This window comes from Actinopolymorpha cephalotaxi (assembly GCF_013408535.1).
Lineage (GTDB): Bacteria > Actinomycetota > Actinomycetes > Propionibacteriales > Actinopolymorphaceae > Actinopolymorpha > Actinopolymorpha cephalotaxi.
Genome location: NZ_JACBZA010000001.1, coordinates 4,910,218 through 4,926,676, shown reverse-complemented (window position 1 = coordinate 4,926,676; position 16,459 = coordinate 4,910,218). Strand labels below are relative to the sequence as shown.

Here is a 16,459-nt window from a genome sequence, read left to right as displayed (position 1 = left end):
GTGTCGGACACGGCGAGAGTCGGCGCCCGGCAACCGGTAGCGTCGGGGCATGCGGCTCGGTGTACTCGACGTGGGCTCCAACACTGTCCATCTGCTGGTGGTGGACGCGCGCCTCGGCGCCCGCCCGCTGCCTGCCTACTCCCACAAGACCGAGCTCCGGCTCGCCGAGCATCTGAACGACGACGGCGCGATCTCGTCCTCGGGTGTCTCCGCGCTGGAGGATCTTGTCGGCGAGGCGCTGGAGATCGGCGAGGACAAGGGCTGCCAGTCCGTGCTCGCGTTCGCGACCTCCGCGGTCCGGGAGGCCACCAACGGCGACGACGTGCTGGCCTCGGTGGACGCGTCCACCGGTGTCCACCTCGGGGTGCTCAGCGGTGACCAGGAGGCCCGGCTGACGTTCCTCGCGGTACGCCGGTGGTTCGGCTGGTCCTCGCGCCGGCTGCTGGTGCTGGACATCGGCGGCGGCTCCCTGGAGATCGCCACCGGCGTGGACGAGGACCCCGACGCCGCGCTGTCGGTGCCGCTCGGTGCCGGCCGGCTGACCCGCGCCTGGTTCACTGCCGACCCGCCCTCGCGGGGTGAGGTGAAGGACCTGCGGAAGTTCGCCCGCGCGGAGATCGCGAAGAACGCCGGCCAGGTGCTGAGGTACGGCGCGCCCGACCACGTCGTGGGTACGTCGAAGACCTTCCGGCAGCTCGCCCGGGTCTGTGGTGCGGCACCCTCCGCCGAGGGCCCCTATGTCAAGCGCACGTTGACACGGGAGGTCCTGCACCAGTGGATCCCCAAGCTGGCCGAGATGCCGAGCTCGGAGCGGGCCCAGCTGCCCGGGGTGTCGGCCGGCCGTGCTCCGCAGTTGCTGGCGGGCGCACTGGTGGCCGAGGCGGCGATGGACATCCTCGAGGTGGAGGAGCTGGAGATCTGCCCCTGGGCACTTCGCGAGGGCGTCATCCTGCGCCACCTCGACACGATGCCTCCGGAGGATTTCGCGTGAGGCCGCCGGAGGACTCCGCGTGACCGGATCCGCGTGGTGAGCGGCCCGGTCCGGCTGGCCGTCGACGGTGGCCAGACCATGCTGCGGATGGGGCTGCTCGTCGACTCCGATGGCGATGCCGACGCCGGAACCGGTGAACCCGGGGCGGCGGCGCCCGGGTTCGTCCGGCAGGTGTCGGTCCCGGGGTTCCAGTGGACGCTGGGGGAGGACCCGGTCGAGCAGCAGTGCCGGCGGGTGGAGGACGCCTGGGAGGCGCTGGGCCGGCCGGCACCGGTCGACGTCGTGGCCCTCGGCCTGGCCGGCGGCGCGTCCGACCCGGACAGCCGGCGCCGGCTCGCGCCGCTGGTCGCCCACCGGCTCGGTGCCCGCCGCGTCCTGCTCACCGGCGACGACGTGACCACGCACCTCGGCGTACTGGCCGGTGCGCCCGGCGTGGTGATCGCCGCGGGCACCGGCGTCGCCTGCCTCGCGGTCACCGCCGCCGGCGACCTGCTCAACGTCGACGGGCTCGGCTACCTGTTCGGCGACGCCGGCGGGGGCTTCTCGATCGGGCTGGCCGGGATGCGCGCGGCGCTCGAGGGGTACGAGGGGCGCGGGCCGGCGACCGTACTCACCGAACGCGCCGAACGCCTGGTCGGCGCGCCGCTGCGGCTGGCGATCAAGCGGTGGTACGCCTCACCGTCCCTGGTCGCCGACGTCGCGGCGTTCTCCGCGCAGGTCACCCAGGCGGCCGGACCACCCGAGGACGACGCCGTGGCCAGGAGCCTGTGCCTGCGGGCGGGCCGGGACCTCGCGACCAGCGCGGCCACCGCGGCCCGCCGGGCGTTCCCGGACGCGCCCGGGGGAAGCGTCCCGGTCTCCTGGGCGGGTGGCGTACTCGGAGCGCCGGTCGTCTTCGAGGCGTTCGCCGCCGAGCTCGCCGCATCCTGCCCGGCGGCCACGCTGCGGGACCCGGCCGGCGGCTCGATGAGCGGCGCCGCCCGGCTGGCCGCCGGAAGTGACGTACCCCACCTGGCCAGCGTGGTGGCGCACAGCGCGGTGGCACACCCCGGCCCCGGCGGGTCGTGACCGCACGGCCCGGGGGTTCGCCGGAGCGAACCTCAGGTGATCACCGGGTATTCGCCGGGCAATCCGCACTCGGCGCGTCGGCGGGGGACGCGAGCCGTACGCTGGGGCCCGTGCAGCCCGTGCAGCCCGTGCAGCCCGTTGTGCCCTCGACCCACGTGCGCGGCAAGGACGCCGTCGTGCGCGTGCCGGACGCCCGGATCGCCCTGTCCACGGCCTCGGTCTATCCGGAGTCGACGGCCACCGCGTTCGAGTTGGCCGCCCGGCTCGGCTTCGACGGGGTGGAGGTCATGGTCGGCGCCGACCCGCTGAGCCAGGACGTCGACGCGCTGCGCCGGATCAGCGACTACCACCAGGTGCCGATCGTGTCGATCCACGCGCCGACCCTGCTCATCACGCAGCGGGTCTGGGGCACCGACCCGTGGGGCAAGATCGACCGCAGTGCCGAGGCCGCCAAGGCCCTGGGCGCGTCCGTGGTGGTCGTGCACCCGCCGTTCCGGTGGCAGCGCGACTACGCCCGCGACTTCGTCGGCGGCATCGCCCGGCGCCAGGCCGAGAGCGGGGTCAGCCTCGCGGTGGAGAACATGTTTCCGTGGAAGGCCGCGGGTCAGGGCGTCCAGGCCTACCTGCCCGGCTGGGATCCGCGGGACTTCGACTACGCCGAGGTGACGCTCGACCTGTCCCACACCGCGACCGCCGGCGTGGACGCGTACCAAATGGCGTACGACCTCGGTGACCGGCTCACCCACATCCACCTCGCCGACGGCAGCGGCTCCAACAAGGACGAGCACCTGGTGCCCGGGCGAGGCAGCCAGCGCTGTTCCGACGTCCTCGAACTCCTCGCCCGCCGCGGCTTCACCGGCAGCATCGTGCTGGAGGTCAACACCCGCAAGGCCCCCGGTCGTACGGAGCGGGAGGCCGACCTGGTGGAGGCGCTGGCGTTCGCCCGGCTGAGCTTCGCCGCACCGGTGGTTCCGTCGTACGCCGTGACCGCCGACGGGACGATCGAGGCCGTCGCGCCGCGGACCTCCGGCGACGACAGCGGGTCCGCCGCATCCGGCGCACCCGGCGGGCCCGGCACGCCCGGTGGGCCCGGCACGCCCGGCACGCCCGGCACAGCCGGCTGAGTCGCGGCCCGACCCCGGTCGCCTCGTCCCGGGATGGATCCGGGGATCACCCGCCACGCCCGGATCCGCTGTACGCGGTAGAGATCCGCTCCGGAGTGCGGTCGTACGGAAGTATCCGATGCCGCGATAAGTCGTACAGCTTCGGCTATTGCCCCGAACGCACCCACGTCGCACGCTGTGGGCACATCGAGGCGCGCCCCGACCACCATGCCGGGCCGCGACCCCGTGACCTGCGGGCGGCAAAGGGGTCCGGGACATGTTCGTCCTACGAAAGCGTCGGCGGCTTCGGCTGCGCACCATCCTTGTCCTGTTGGGATTCGCGTCCGGCTCGGTGGTGTTCGCCGCGCCGGCGCAGGCGGCCCCGCCGGCCTACGCCGCGCTCGGGGACTCCTACTCCTCCGGGCTCGGCACCCGCTCGTACTATCCCGACAGCGGGTCCTGCTACCGCTCGCCACTCAGCTATCCCGTCCTGGACGCGGCCCGGATCGGTGCCAGGCTGACGTTCCTCGCCTGTGCGGGCGCGACCGTCGCCGGGGTGCGCGGCCAGGTCGGCGGCATCCCTTCCGGTGCGGCGCTGGTGACCGTGTCCGCCGGCGGCAACGACGCGGGCTTCGGCAACGTGCTCCTGCGGTGCGCGCTGCCGTGGCCGCTGACCTGCTGGGACCAGATCGACCACGCGAACACCGTCATCCGCACGGTTCTGCCGGCCCGGCTCGACGGGTTGTACGCCGCGATCCGGGCCGCCGCCCCGCGTGCCAGGGTGCTGGTGGTCGGGTACCCGCGGCTGTTCAACGGGCGTGAGTGCAACCTCGCGTCCCGGATCAGCGCGAGCGAGCAGCGGGCGCTGAACGCCACCGCGGACCTGCTGGCGACGACGATCGCGGCGCGGGCGGCCGCGCACGGGTTCGGCTACGCCGACGCGAGGGATCCGTTCACCGGGCACTCGGTGTGCGCGGACGCGGAATGGATCAACGGCCTGTCCAACCCGGTCGCCGAGTCCTACCACCCGAACCGGCCCGGACAGCGCGGCTACGCCGACCTGGTGGGCCCCGCACTCAGCAGCCTGGCCGCCAGTCGTAGAGCCCGGATCTGATCTGCTCGGCGCCGATTCGTCGCGGACCACGTTCTCGTCGGAAACACGTTGCCGGTGAACGTGAGGGGCCGCCGCGGAACGTCGACCGGACGTCCCGCGGCGGCCCCGGCCCCCTGGTGTGGTCGCCAGGCCGTGCTTCACGACCTCGGTTCAGCGGCCGGTGGAGGTGAACTGCTCCTCCTCCGTCGATCCGGTGAGTGCCGTCGTCGCCGACTGGGGCGAGATGGCCGTGCTCACCAGGTCGAAGTAGCCGGTCCCCACCTCGCGCTGGTGCCGGGTGGCGGTGTAGCCGTCGGACTCGGCGGCGAACTCGCGTTCCTGCAGGGCGACGTACGCCGTCATGCCGTCTCGCGCGTATCCCTTGGCGAGGTCGAACATCGACTCGTTCAGCGCATGGAACCCTGCCAGCGTGATGAACTGGAACGCGTAACCCATCTCGCCCAGCTCGCGCTGGAACTTCGCGATCGTCCCGTCGTCCAGGTGCTGCTTCCAGTTGAACGACGGCGAGCAGTTGTAGGCGAGCATCTGGTCCGGGTACTCCGCCTTGATCGCCTCGGCGAACTCCCGCGCCACCTCCAGGTCCGGCTTGGACGTCTCCATCCACAACAGATCGGAGTACGGCGCGTAGGCGAGCCCCCTGGACACGCACGCCGCCAACCCGTTGTTGACGCGGTAGAAGCCCTCCGCGGTCCGGTCGCCGGTGACGAACACCCGGTCGCGTTCGTCGACGTCGCTGGTCACCAGCGTCGCCGCCTGGGCGTCCGTCCGCGCGATGATCAGCGACGGCACGCCGGACACGTCGGCCGCCAGCCGGGCCGCGTTGAGCGTGCGGATGTGCTGTCCGGTGGGGATCAGCACCTTGCCGCCGAGGTGGCCGCACTTCTTCTCCGAGGCCAGCTGGTCCTCCCAGTGCACCCCGGCCGCGCCGGCGGCGATCATCGCCTTCATCAGCTCGAACGCGTTCAGCACGCCACCGAAGCCGGCCTCCGCGTCGGCCACGATCGGTGCCAGCCAGTACGGCGCGTCCGCATCGCCCTCCGCCCAGGTGATCTGGTCGGCTCGCTGGAGCGCGTTGTTGATCCGGCGAACCACCTGGGGTACGGAGTTCGCGGGGTACAGGCTCTGGTCCGGATAGGTCTGGCCGGCGAGGTTCGCGTCGGCGGCGACCTGCCAACCGGACAGGTAGATCGCCTCCAGTCCGGCGCGTACCTGCTGCACGGCCTGGTTACCGGTCAGCGCGCCGAGCGCGGCCACGTAGTCACGCTCGTGCAGCAGCTCCCACAGCCGCTCCGCGCCGAGCTTCGCGAGGGTGTGTTGCTCGGGCACCGAACCCCGCAGGCGTACGACGTCCTCGGCGGTGTAGTCGCGTCGGATGCCGGCCCAGCGCGGGTCGCGTTCCCATGCCTGCCGCAGTTCCTGGGCCGCGGCGCGGATGCGGCGCTCGACCGGCCGGTCGCCGTTCGGGCTGTGCTGGTCCGCGCCTTCGCGAGGCGAGGGGATGTTCTGGTCCGCTCGGTTGTGCCTGCTGTGCCTGCTGTGCTGGGTTGTGTTCGTGGTGGTGGTTTCGCCCTGACCAGCCGGGGTCCGCGCCGGATTGGTCCGGCCGGTCCTGGTCCGCTCGGGCTTGGGCGCGGGCTCCTCCGGCGCGGCATCGCCCTGCCCGCGCGGAGTCGTCTCGCTCGGTCGCATCGTGCTCCCCCTCCGTTGGATGGGTGCTTCCGACCCGAGTGTCGGACGCTACCGAGGCCGGCGGAGGAGTTCGTCGGGGGAAACATCCGCGGTTCTTCTCCTACGATGAAAGCAGCGATTCCTTCGGGCCGAGGTGATCGAAGAGGAGTCCACCATCGTGCCGGCAGACCTCCATCTGCCCACATTCGGGCAGCAACTGCGCCACCTGCGACGCAACCGACAGTTGACACTGGCCGAACTCGGCGAGCGGGTGGGCCGTGCCCCGTCCCAGCTTTCCCTTCTGGAGAACGGCCGGCGCGAGCCCAAACTGTCCCTGATCACCGCACTTGCCAAGGCTCTGGACGTAACCGTCGACGACCTGCTGTCCCCGACACCGCCGAGCAGACGTGCGCAACTGGAGATTGCGCTGGAGGAGGCGCAACGCGAAACCCTTTACAAACAACTCGATCTGCCACAACTTCGGGTCGGGCCGCGGGTGCCCACCGAGGTGCTCGAACACCTCACCGCGCTCTACGGCGAACTCCGGCGCCGCGACACCAAACCCACCGCCACGCCGGAGGACGCACGCGCCGCCAACGCGGAGTTGCGCCGGCGGATGCGGGACCGCGGCAACTACTTCACCGAGGTCGAACGCCTCGCGGTGGAAACCCTGACCGCGGTCGGCTACCGCGGCGGAACGTTGTCGGACGCACTGGCGGCCGCGATCGTGATGCACTGCGGATTCCAGGTGCGGTACGCCGAGGACCTGCCGCGCTCGGTCCGGTCCGTCACCGACCTGCGCAACAACCGCATCTACCTGCGGCGGGAGTCGCTCGGGATGCACACCCACCGAGGCATCCTGCTGCAGACCGTCGGCCACTTCGTCCTCGGGCACGAGCAGCCACGCGACTTCGCCGACTTCCTGCGCCAGCGGGTGGAGGCCAACTACTTCGCCGCCGCCGTCCTCGTACCCGAGCAGCAGGCGGTGCCGTTTCTCCAACGGGCGAAGGCGGATCGCGACCTCGCAGTGGAGGACCTGCGGGACGTGTTCGCGGTGTCGTACGAGATGGCCGCGCACCGGTTCACCAACCTCGCCACCCGCCACCTCGACCTGCGGTGCCACTTCGTCCGCAACGACGAGGCCGGCACGATCTACAAGGCGTACGAGAACGACGGGTTGTTGTTCCCGGCCGACCCGACCGGTGCGATCGAGGGCCAGCGGATGTGCCGGCGCTGGGCCGGCCGGCGGGTCTTCGCCGCCGCGGACCGCTACTCGCCGTACTACCAGTACACCGACACCCCGGACGGCACGCACTGGTGCGTCTCCCACGTCGACCCCGGCCGGGAGCGCCACTTCGCGGTCACCCTGGGTGTGGCGTACGAGCAGTCGCGGTGGTTCCGCGGCCGGGAGACCACCAACCGGGCCACGTCGCGCTGCCCGGCCGGCCCGTGCTGCTCCCTGCCGCCACCGGAGCTCAGCGCCCGCTGGGAGGGCGCGGCCTGGCCGTCGGCGCGGGCGCACTCCCACGTGCTCGCCGCGTTGCCGACCGGGAACTTCCCGGGCGTGGACGAGACCGACGTCTACACCTTCCTCGACCGGCACGACCCGTCCTGACCTCCCCTCCCGATCTCCCGTCCCGACCTCCCGAGCCTGGTCTCCCGTCCCTACGGGAAGCGGGCGCGCCCCGTCGCGGGTAGGCTCGGCGGCTGCGGCCGACCGCGGACACCGGGGCCCCAGGGCCCGACCGTCGCCGGGCCGCACCGACGACCACCGTCCACTGGACTGGAGACATGGCAGGTTCACAACGCTCCGCCGGAGCGGCGTACCGACATCCGTCCGACCGCCCGCCCGGCAGTGAAACGCTGGTGACGTACACATGCTGACCGCCCTGCTGGTGGCGGCGTCCGTCCTTCTCATCCTGGTTTGCGGCGTCTTCGTCGCCGCGGAGTTCTCGCTGGTGACGGTGAGCCGCCCCGCGGTCGAGCGGGCCGCCGAGGCCGGGATGAAGGGCGCGCGTAGCCTCGAAGCCGCCCTCCCGAACCTCTCCACCCACCTGTCCAGCGCCCAGATCGGCATCACCGTCACCAACCTCGCCGTCGGCTGGCTGGCCGAGCCCGCGGTGGCCGGACTCCTGCATGCCCCGCTCGCGGCGGTCGGTGTCGGCGACGGCGGGGTCCGCGGGATCTCCCTGACCCTCGCGCTGGTGATCGTGACGCTGGCCACCATGGTGTTCGGCGAACTCGTGCCGAAGAACCTCGCCATCGCCCATCCGATGGGTGTCGCGCGGACGGTGCAGTTGCCGCTGCGGGCCTTCACCACCGCCACCAAGCCGCTCACCGTCGCGCTCAACAGCTCCGCCAACCGCGTGGTCCGGGCGCTCGGCATCGAGCCGCAGGAGGAGCTGGCCTCGGCCCGCACCCCCGAGGAGCTGGTGTCGGTCGTACGCAGTTCGGCCGAGTCGGGCTCGCTGGCGGAGTCCACCGCCGACCTGGTCGAACGCATGCTCCGCTTCGACGACAAGCGGGCCCGCGACGTCCTCACTCCGCGCACCCGGCTGGTCTGGCTGGCCGACCACGACTCCGCGCAGCGGGTGGTCGACCTGGCCCGTGAGCACGGCCTGTCCCGGTTCCCGGTGGCGCGCGGTGACGACCTGGACGACATCGTGGGCGTGGTCCAGCTGAGCCAGGCGATCGCGGTGCCGGCCGCGGAGCGCGCGACCACCACCGTCGGCACGTTCGCCGGCGAACCCCTGGTGGTGCCCGACACCGCACCCCTGGACGAGGTGCTGTGGGCGCTGCGCGACTACCGGACCGAGCTGTGCGTCGTGCTCGACGAGTACGGCGGGACCGCCGGCATCACGACGTTCGAGGACGTCGTGGAGGAGATCGTCGGCGAGGTGTCCGACGAGCACGACGAGCCGGCCCCGACGCACGAGCGCACCGAGGACGGCTGGGTGATCTCCGGGCTGCTCCGCCCGGACGAGGTGCGCGAGCTGACCCGCGTCCGGCTGCCGGCCGACGACCATCGGTACGAGACCGTCGCCGGCCTGGTGCTGCACCGGCTCGGCCGGGTGCCCGAGGCCGGTGACTCCGCGGTCGTGGACGGCGTACGGATCACGGTGGCCCGGATGGACAACCACCGCATCGACCAGGTGCACGTCGAGCCCACCCCCGACGGCGAGCAGCCCGACGGGCAGAGCGGCGAGCGGGCCGACGGGCCGGCCGGCGGCACCCAGGAAGCCGGTGTGGGCGCCGGCAACGGACACGCGGCGGGCAACAGACACGCAGCGGGCAACGGACGCGCCGTACGCAACGGACACGGAGGTGCGGGCCATGAGTGACGGCGGCGCACTGATCCTGTCGCTCGTCCTGCTGGCGGCGAACGCGTTCTTCGTCGGGGCGGAGTTCGCCCTGGTCTCGGTCCGCCGCAGCCAGATCGAGCCACTGGTGGAGGCCGGGTCCCGCCGGGCGCGTTCGACGATGTGGGCGATCCGCCGGGTGACGCTGATGATGGCCGGCGCCCAGCTCGGCATCACGTTGTCCACGGTCGGGCTCGGCGCGGTCGCCGAACCCGCCCTGGCGCACCTGATCCAGCCGGCGTTCGAGACGGTCGGCGTACCCCACGCGCTGCTCCACCCGGTCGCCATTGTGATCGCTTTGCTGGTGGTGGTCGCGCTGCACGTGGTCCTGGGGGAGATGGTCCCCAAGAACATCGCCCTGGCCGCACCCGACCGGGCGGCGCTCGCCCTCGGACCGCCGCTGCGGGCGATGGTGCGGGCCATCCGTCCGGTGATCACCGGACTGAACGGCGCCGCCAACGGCGTCCTGTGGCTGCTGCGGGTCACCCCGCAGGACGAGGTGGACGACGCGGTGACCCACGAGGAGGTGGGCCACCTGCTCGCGGAGTCACGGAACGAGGGCCTGGTCGACGAGGACGAGCACCGGCTCACCACCGAGGCGCTGGCGTTCGCCGAGGGCACCGCCGGCGACGTCGCCATCCCGCTGGACTCGGTGGTGCTGATCGACGCGCGAGCCACCGCCGCCGACGTGGAGGAGCTGTCCGCCCGCACCGGCCACTCGCGCTTCCCCCGCCGGGACTCCGAGGGGCTTCTGTCCGGGTACGTCCACCTCAAGGACGTCCTCGCCGACACCGCCGACGAGCGCCCGCGGCCGCTGGTGCCGGACCGGATCCGCCGGCTGCCGGCGATCACCACCGCGACGCCGCTGGTGGAGGTGCTGGCAGCACTCCGGCTCGGTGCGAGCCACCTGGCCCGGGTCGACGACGAGTCGGGTACGACCACGGGCGTGCTCACCCTGGACGACGTACTCCTGCGACTGGTACCCCCTCGCCAGCACCAGGAGGCCCGCTGACATGATCGGCCTCCGTTCGGCGGGTGCCGGGGCGTAGCCTGACAGGGCCGGGTACCGACCGACGGATGAGATCACCGATCACACCGATCGCTGATCTCACTGATCGCTGATCTCACTGATCGCGGGGCTCGACCTTGGGAGGGTCACGGTGGTCCTACGCCAGGCGCTGCTGACCGGCGCCCGCAGCCGGCGGCTGCGGAAGCTGGTCTCCACGATGCCGGTCTCGTCGGCGATCGTGGCGCGGTACGTCGCCGGGGAGACCGCCGACGAGGCGGTGGAAGCGGCGCGCCGGTTGCTCACCGACGGCTTGCAGTCCTCGATCGACTACCTCGGCGAGGACACCCGCGACCGCGACCAGGCCACCCGGGCCACCCAGGCGTACCTCATCCTGCTCGACCGGCTGCACCGCGCCGGCCTCACCCGCGGCGCGGAGATCTCGGTCAAGCTGTCCGCCGTGGGCCGGGCGCTCGGCGCCGACGGGGAGAAGATCGCCCTCGACAACGCCCGGTCCATCGCCGACGCCGCCCGCAACGCCGGCACCACGGTGACCCTCGACATGGAGGACCACACCGCCGTCGAGGCCACGCTGTCGATCCTGCACGAGCTGCGCCGCGACTTCCCCGAGACCGGCGCGGTCCTGCAGGCGTACCTCCACCGCACGGAGGCCGACTGCCGCGACCTCGCCCACGAGGGTTCCCGGGTGCGGCTGTGCAAGGGCGCCTACGCCGAGCCCGCCTCGGTGGCGTACCAGAAGACCGGCGACGTGGACCGGTCCTACGTCCGCTGCCTGAAGATCCTGATGGCCGGCCAGGGCTACCCGATGATCGCCACCCACGACCCGCGGCTGATCGAGATCGCCGGCGCTCTCGCGATGCGCCACGACCGGTCCCGCGGCAGCTACGAGTACCAGATGCTGTACGGCATCCGGCCGCAGGAGCAGCGGCGGCTGGCCGACCTGGGCGACACCGTCCGGGTCTACGTGCCGTACGGCGACGAGTGGTACGCCTACCTCATGCGCCGGATGGCGGAGCGCCCGGCCAACACCGCGTTCTTCGTGCGCTCGCTGCTCACCCGGACCTGAGCCGGACCCGGGACCTGACCGGGTCGCCGGCGACGGGCCGGGTGGGTGTAGGTGTAGGGCTGTCCGCGCGTACGAGAAGCCAACTCACCGCACCCGCTCGTAAGGATGATGCCGCGATGAACGCCGTCCAGCACACGATCGCCGTGATCGGCGCCGGGAAGATGGGCGAGGCCATCCTGTCCGGCCTGCTCCGGGCCGGCTGGCCGGCGAACCGGCTGATCGCGACGGCCCGCCGGGCCGAGCGCGGCGAACAGCTCGCCGAGCGCTACGGCGTCCGCGTCCTGCCCAACACCGAGGCGGCCGCCGCCGCGGACGTGCTGGTGATCGCGGTCAAGCCGCAGGATGCCGGCACGTTGATGGTCGAGCTCGCGCCGGCTGTCCCGGCCGGGAAGCTGGTGGTGACCCTGTGCGCCGGGCTGCCGACCGCGTTCTTCGAGAAGCGGCTGCCGGACGCCACCCCGGTCGTACGGGTGATGTCCAACACCCCGGCCCTGGTCGACCAGGCGATGAGCGCGATCTCGGCCGGTTCGCACGCCAGCGCGGAGCACCTCGCGCTGACCGAGGAGATGCTGAGCCCGCTGGGACAGACGCTGCGGCTGCCCGAGTCGCAGCAGGACGCGGTGACGGCCCTGTCGGGTTCGGGCCCGGCGTACTTCTACTACCTCGTCGAGGCGATGACCGACGCCGGCATCCTGCTCGGGCTGCCGCGCCAGGTGGCGCACGACCTGATCGTGCAGGCCGCGCTCGGTGCGGCGGTGATGCTGCGCGACACAGGTGAGCACCCGGTGGCGTTGCGGGAGGCGGTCACCTCCCCGGGCGGCACCACGATCAATGCCATCCGCGAGCTGGAGAGCCACCGGGTCCGGGCCGCGGTGCTGGACGCCATCGAGGCGGCCCGCGACCGGGCCCGCGAGATCGCGGCCGCCGCCGAGTGAGCCGACGGCCGCAGCGCTCGGTCCGTGCTGCTCAGTCCACGCGGCGCAGGTGCAGGAAGTCGGTCACGCCGAAGCGGGCCAGGATGAACCTGACCCGCTTCGGCATGTCCGTACGAGCCTCGTCGTGCACCACGCGAGGGTCGGTCAGCCGGATCGTCTCGCCCTTGCTGACGATCTCGCAGCCGCCCGCGGCGAGCACGTTGCGCACCCAGTCCGCGTCGGGTCCGTAGGTCAGGGCTATGACGTAGCCGTCGGGGCGTGCGAAGACGTTCACCGGCGTCTCGTACCGCCGGCCCGACGTGCGGCCCTGGTGGACGACCATCGCCAGCCCCGGCAGCCGGGGCGCCGCCCTGCCGAGGACCCGGTTGGTGGCGACCTTGTTGAACCTCGCGACCCGCTTGCTCAGCACCATGCCCCGATCGTTCCCCGCATCCCCGGAAGGATCAACACCCTCCGGGGACGGGTGAGGCCCGGTCGTTCCCTCCGATCACAGCCCGATCGCCGTCCGGGCGGCGGCGAGGGTGGGTGCGGCGAGTTCCCGGGCGCGTTCGGCGCCGAGGCGAAGGGTCGCGTCGACGTGTGCGGGATCCGCGGCGAGTTCGGCGTACCTGTTCTGCAGCGGCTCCAGTACGCCCACGACTGCGTCGGCGGTGTCCCGTTTGAGCGCGGCGTACCCGTCGTACTTCCCGGCCAGCGCGGCCGGGTCGGACTCCCCGGTGCAGCCCGCGAGGATCTCCAGCAGGTTGGACACCCCCGGCCGGTTCTCGGGGTCGTAACCGACGTCCGGCGAGGTGTCGGTGACCGCGCGGGACACCTTGCGGACGATCACCTCGGGCGGGTCGAGCAGCCGGATGGATCCCAGCGAGTCCGCGGGTGCGTCCTTGCTCATCTTCGCGGTCGGGTTCTGCAGGTCCATCACCCGCGCGCCCACGGTGGCCGGGCTCATCTCCGGCACGACGAACGTACGCCCGTACTCCCGGTTGAACCGGATCGCCAGGTCGCGGGCGAGCTCCACGTGCTGGCGCTGGTCGTCACCGACCGGCACCTCCGTACCCCCGTACAGCAGGATGTCGGCGGCCATCAGCACCGGATAGGTGTACAGCGACACCCGGGTGCGCGGCCGGCCGCGCCCCTTCTCCTTGAACTGGATCATCCGGTTCAGCTCGCCGACGTAGGCCGTCGACTCCAGCAGGTACATGAGTTCGGTGTGCGCGGACACGTCGCTCTGCCTGGTGAGTACGCAGACCGCCGGGTCCAGGCCGGCCGCGAGGTAGATCGTCGCGGTCTCCCGGGTCAGCTGGTGCAGCCGCCTCGGATCGTGCTCGACGGTGAGCGCGTGCAGGTCGACGACGCAGAACACGCACCGGGCGGCGTGCTGCAGGTCGACGAACCGGCCCAGCGCGCCGAGATAGTTGCCGAGGGTCAGCCGGCCGGTGGGCTGGATGCCGGAGAAGATCGTGCGGTTCGTGCCCGCGGGGTTCGTGGCCCGGTGGCTCGTGACCGTGTCGTCGATGCCCCTGTTGTCGGTGGCTGTGTGGCTCATGTGAGGCTCCTTGGTCGGAGCCGCCGCCGCGAGGGACGGGTCCACACATGCGACGGCCGCCCTCGCAGGGGCGGCCGGATGCTGGGTGCGTCGTACGCGATCGGGGGCCGCCCTAGGCGGCCCACCAACCAAGTGGTCGGAGAACGATCTGCGTACGCACACCCACACGATAACCGCTCGGCGGTTGCCGTGTCCGCAGGAGAGGATGACCTCCGTGACGAACGTGGAGAATGCGGCGACCGAAACCGGCCCTGTCAAGGATGAGTTGACAGGTGCCGGAGCGGCGGACACTGGTGCGAACGACTCTGGCGTGGTGGTCCGGCAGGTCGGCCCGGACGACTGGCGGGAGTGGCGGGCGATCCGGCTGGCGGCGCTGGAGGAGGCACCGTGGGCGTTCGGGTCGACGCTCGCCCAGGCACGGACGTTCGTCGAGGACGACTGGCGGCGCCGATTGTCCGGCTTCCCCTGCTACCTCGCCCACCTGCCGGAAGAACCAGCGGTGGCGGTCGGGATGAGCGGGGCCTACGTCGAGGAACCCGAGCCGGGCGAGCCGGGAATCGACGATCCCGGCTCCGGCGCGGCCGAGGGGCGCGGCGCCACCTTCGGACTGGTGTCGATGTGGGTCAGCCCCACCGCCCGGGGACGCGGAGTCGGCGCCCACCTGATCGCGGCCGTGGTCGACTGGGCCGCCCGGTCCGGCGCCGCCCGGGTGCACCTGTGGGTGACGGACGGGAACGACCCGGCTCGCCGGTTGTACGAACGCTGCGGCTTCGTGCCCACCGGCGAACGCGCCCCGCTGCCCTCCGACCCGAGCCTGAGCGAGATCGGTATGGTGCGCGAACTCTCCGCGTGAGCCTGGCCCGGTCAGCAGGTCCGGCGGATTTCCCAGGCCAGGTCGAGCAGTTCGGGATACCAGTCGCCGTCGGTACGCAGCAACTCCCGGGCCCGGGCGACCGGGACCACGCGTACCTCCTCCACCTGCTCACCGCCCGGCGGGTTGCTCGGCGTCCCGTCGACCACGACGTCGGTGAGGCACCACAGCCAGGCCTTCTCCGGGTGCGGCAGGTGCGGGCGGTACGGCTCGGCCCGGTCGGACACGCAGTGGTGCGCGCCGAACCACCGCAGCGGGCCCACCCGGCGGGCGCCGGCCTCCTCGGCGATCTCCCGGTCGACGGCGGCGAGCACGGACTCACCCGGCTCCCTGGTGCCGCCGGGCAGGAACCACACGTCGCGGTGGTCCCGGCACACCGCCACCTCCTCGCCCACGAAGCCGACCACGTGGATGCTCTGAACCAGCGGCTCGGGCGGGAGCGTTGTGGAGAACTGCGCGTCGACGCTCGCCCACTCCCACCGCTGCGGCGCGTAGAGCAGCGGGAAACGGTCGGCCGGCCCGGCGGGGATCACGTCCATGACCAAGCACCCTAGGGTCCGGCCGCATCGAGGCGAACGGTCGGCTTTCCGCCCGGCCGGATCGGGATCAGCTCGGGATCACGTCCGTACTCGAGATCCGTTGTGGGGCAGGATGGCAGGCGTGACGAACTCACCACCTGCCGAGCCCACGCAGCCCGAGCCCACGCAGCCCGAGCCCACGCAGCCCGAGTCCACGCAGCCCGTGATCGGGGTGGACGTCGGCGGGAGGTTGATCAAGGCCGCGGTGGTGTACGCCGACGGGCGGGTCGGCGCCAGGGCGGAGGAGCCCACACCGCCGGCCCGCGACGCCGACACGGTGCTGTCCTCGGTCGTCTCGGTCGTGGCCGGGCTGCGGGAACGTACGCGAAGCGAGGAGCCGTACGCCGACGTCGCGGCGCTTGGCGTCGCGGTCCCCGGCATCATCGACGAACAGCGCGGCGTCGCCGTGATGGCCGCCAACCTCGGCTGGCGGGACACTCCGGTGCGCGCGCTCCTGTCCGAGGCGACCGGCCTGCCGGTGGCACTCGGGCACGACGTCCGCGCCGCCTGCGTCGCGGAGTGGCAACTCGGCGCCGCCCGCGAATCCGCCGACGCGCTGCTGGTGACGCTCGGCACCAGCATCGGCGCGGGCGTGGTCAGCGACGGCCGGCTGCTCGTCGGCGGCGGGTACGCCGGGCAGCTCGGGCACGTCGTCGTCGACCCGGGCGGCGCGCGGTGCACCTGCGGACAGTACGGCTGCCTGGCGACGCTGGCCTCGGCCACCGCCGTCGTCCGCCGCTACACCGAACGCGCCGCGGCGACCGGCACCACGACCGGCACCACGACCGGCACCCCGGCGGACCTCACCGCCCGGGACGTGGCCCGGCTGGCCCGTACCGGCGACCCGGCCGCGGCCGCGGTGTGGGAGGAGGCCGTCACCGCACTCGCCGACGCGCTGGCGTCGGCGGTGACGGTGTTCGGCTCGGAGCTGGTGGTGCTCGGCGGCGGGCTCGCCCTGGCCGGCGACCAGCTCGTCGACCCCGTACGCGAACGGCTGCTGACCCGGCTGACGTTCCAGCGCCGGCCGCGCGTCGTGCGCGCCGCGATGGGTGCGGAGTCCGGCGTCCTCGGCGCCGCCCTTCTCGGCCGGGCCGCCCTGCTCGACGCGCTGCCCCACGAAACGGCAAGGTAGGAAC

15 protein-coding genes are annotated in these 16,459 nt (G+C 72.6%); 11 read left to right on the top strand and 4 right to left on the bottom strand.

Going from position 1 to position 16,459, the window contains the following annotated elements; genetic code table 11:
- The first annotated feature begins 49 nt into the window (after positions 1 to 49).
- The 4 genes from FHR37_RS21735 to FHR37_RS21720 all read left to right on the top strand — a co-directional run bounded on the left by FHR37_RS21735 (position 50) and on the right by FHR37_RS21720 (position 4,276).
- The gene (locus tag FHR37_RS21735; RefSeq protein ID WP_092882336.1) at positions 50 to 991 is read left to right on the top strand and encodes a Ppx/GppA phosphatase family protein; all 942 of its coding nucleotides are present in this window, start codon (positions 50 to 52) and stop codon (positions 989 to 991) included.
- Positions 992 to 1,027: 36 nt separating this feature from the next.
- Complete coding sequence (locus FHR37_RS21730; protein WP_139238863.1) at positions 1,028 to 2,059, top strand: N-acetylglucosamine kinase; 1,032 nt, start codon at positions 1,028 to 1,030, stop codon at positions 2,057 to 2,059.
- Positions 2,060 to 2,169: 110 nt separating this feature from the next.
- Positions 2,170 to 3,183, top strand: coding sequence for a sugar phosphate isomerase/epimerase family protein (locus tag FHR37_RS21725; RefSeq protein WP_330831763.1), 1,014 nt, complete (start codon positions 2,170 to 2,172; stop codon positions 3,181 to 3,183).
- Positions 3,184 to 3,493: 310 nt separating this feature from the next.
- A complete protein-coding gene (locus FHR37_RS21720) occupies positions 3,494 to 4,276 on the top strand; it encodes an SGNH/GDSL hydrolase family protein (protein ID WP_237768662.1) in 783 nt (260 codons plus the stop codon).
- Between the two features lie 150 nt (positions 4,277 to 4,426).
- Here the strand turns inward: FHR37_RS21720 and aceA are convergent, their stop codons facing one another.
- Entirely contained in the window at positions 4,427 to 5,965 is a 1,539-nt protein-coding gene (gene aceA / locus FHR37_RS21715) for an isocitrate lyase (protein ID WP_237768663.1), read from the bottom strand.
- Positions 5,966 to 6,122: 157 nt separating this feature from the next.
- Between aceA and FHR37_RS21710 the strand changes: the two genes are divergently transcribed.
- The 5 genes from FHR37_RS21710 (at position 6,123) to proC (ending at position 12,331) form a co-directional block, all read left to right on the top strand.
- Positions 6,123 to 7,559 (top strand): helix-turn-helix transcriptional regulator, encoded by a 1,437-nt coding sequence (locus FHR37_RS21710; RefSeq protein WP_092882484.1) that lies wholly within the window; start codon positions 6,123 to 6,125, stop codon positions 7,557 to 7,559.
- A 262-nt stretch (positions 7,560 to 7,821) separates the two neighbouring features.
- Positions 7,822 to 9,285 (top strand): hemolysin family protein, encoded by a 1,464-nt coding sequence (locus tag FHR37_RS21705; RefSeq protein ID WP_092882339.1) that lies wholly within the window; start codon positions 7,822 to 7,824, stop codon positions 9,283 to 9,285.
- Complete coding sequence (locus FHR37_RS21700; protein WP_092882485.1) at positions 9,278 to 10,315, top strand: hemolysin family protein; 1,038 nt, start codon at positions 9,278 to 9,280, stop codon at positions 10,313 to 10,315. Before FHR37_RS21705 ends, FHR37_RS21700 begins: the two co-directional genes overlap by 8 nt.
- A 148-nt stretch (positions 10,316 to 10,463) precedes the next feature.
- Positions 10,464 to 11,396: a proline dehydrogenase family protein gene (locus tag FHR37_RS21695; protein ID WP_092882340.1), complete on the top strand. Its 933-nt coding sequence runs from the start codon at positions 10,464 to 10,466 to the stop codon at positions 11,394 to 11,396.
- 116 nt (positions 11,397 to 11,512) lie between these two features.
- A complete protein-coding gene (gene proC, locus FHR37_RS21690; protein WP_092882341.1) occupies positions 11,513 to 12,331 on the top strand; it encodes a pyrroline-5-carboxylate reductase in 819 nt (272 codons plus the stop codon).
- A gap of 31 nt (positions 12,332 to 12,362) precedes the next feature.
- On the opposite strand, the gene FHR37_RS21685 is transcribed toward proC, so the two are convergent.
- Both FHR37_RS21685 and trpS read right to left on the bottom strand, forming a co-directional pair.
- A complete protein-coding gene (locus FHR37_RS21685; protein WP_092882342.1) occupies positions 12,363 to 12,743 on the bottom strand; it encodes a nitroreductase family deazaflavin-dependent oxidoreductase in 381 nt (126 codons plus the stop codon).
- 75 nt (positions 12,744 to 12,818) lie between these two features.
- On the bottom strand, positions 12,819 to 13,874 hold the full coding sequence (gene trpS / locus FHR37_RS21680; protein WP_092882343.1) for a tryptophan--tRNA ligase: 1,056 nt from the start codon (positions 13,872 to 13,874) through the stop codon (positions 12,819 to 12,821).
- A 214-nt stretch (positions 13,875 to 14,088) separates the two neighbouring features.
- On the opposite strand from trpS, the gene FHR37_RS21675 reads away from it, so the two are divergent.
- Entirely contained in the window at positions 14,089 to 14,727 is a 639-nt protein-coding gene (locus FHR37_RS21675; protein WP_237768664.1) for a GNAT family N-acetyltransferase, read from the top strand.
- 11 nt (positions 14,728 to 14,738) lie between these two features.
- Here the strand turns inward: FHR37_RS21675 and FHR37_RS21670 are convergent, their stop codons facing one another.
- On the bottom strand, positions 14,739 to 15,284 hold the full coding sequence (locus FHR37_RS21670; RefSeq protein ID WP_092882345.1) for an NUDIX hydrolase: 546 nt from the start codon (positions 15,282 to 15,284) through the stop codon (positions 14,739 to 14,741).
- Between the two features lie 121 nt (positions 15,285 to 15,405).
- On the opposite strand from FHR37_RS21670, the gene FHR37_RS21665 reads away from it, so the two are divergent.
- The gene (locus FHR37_RS21665; RefSeq protein WP_202817964.1) at positions 15,406 to 16,455 is read left to right on the top strand and encodes an ROK family protein; all 1,050 of its coding nucleotides are present in this window, start codon (positions 15,406 to 15,408) and stop codon (positions 16,453 to 16,455) included.
- The last annotated feature ends 4 nt before the right edge of the window (positions 16,456 to 16,459 follow it).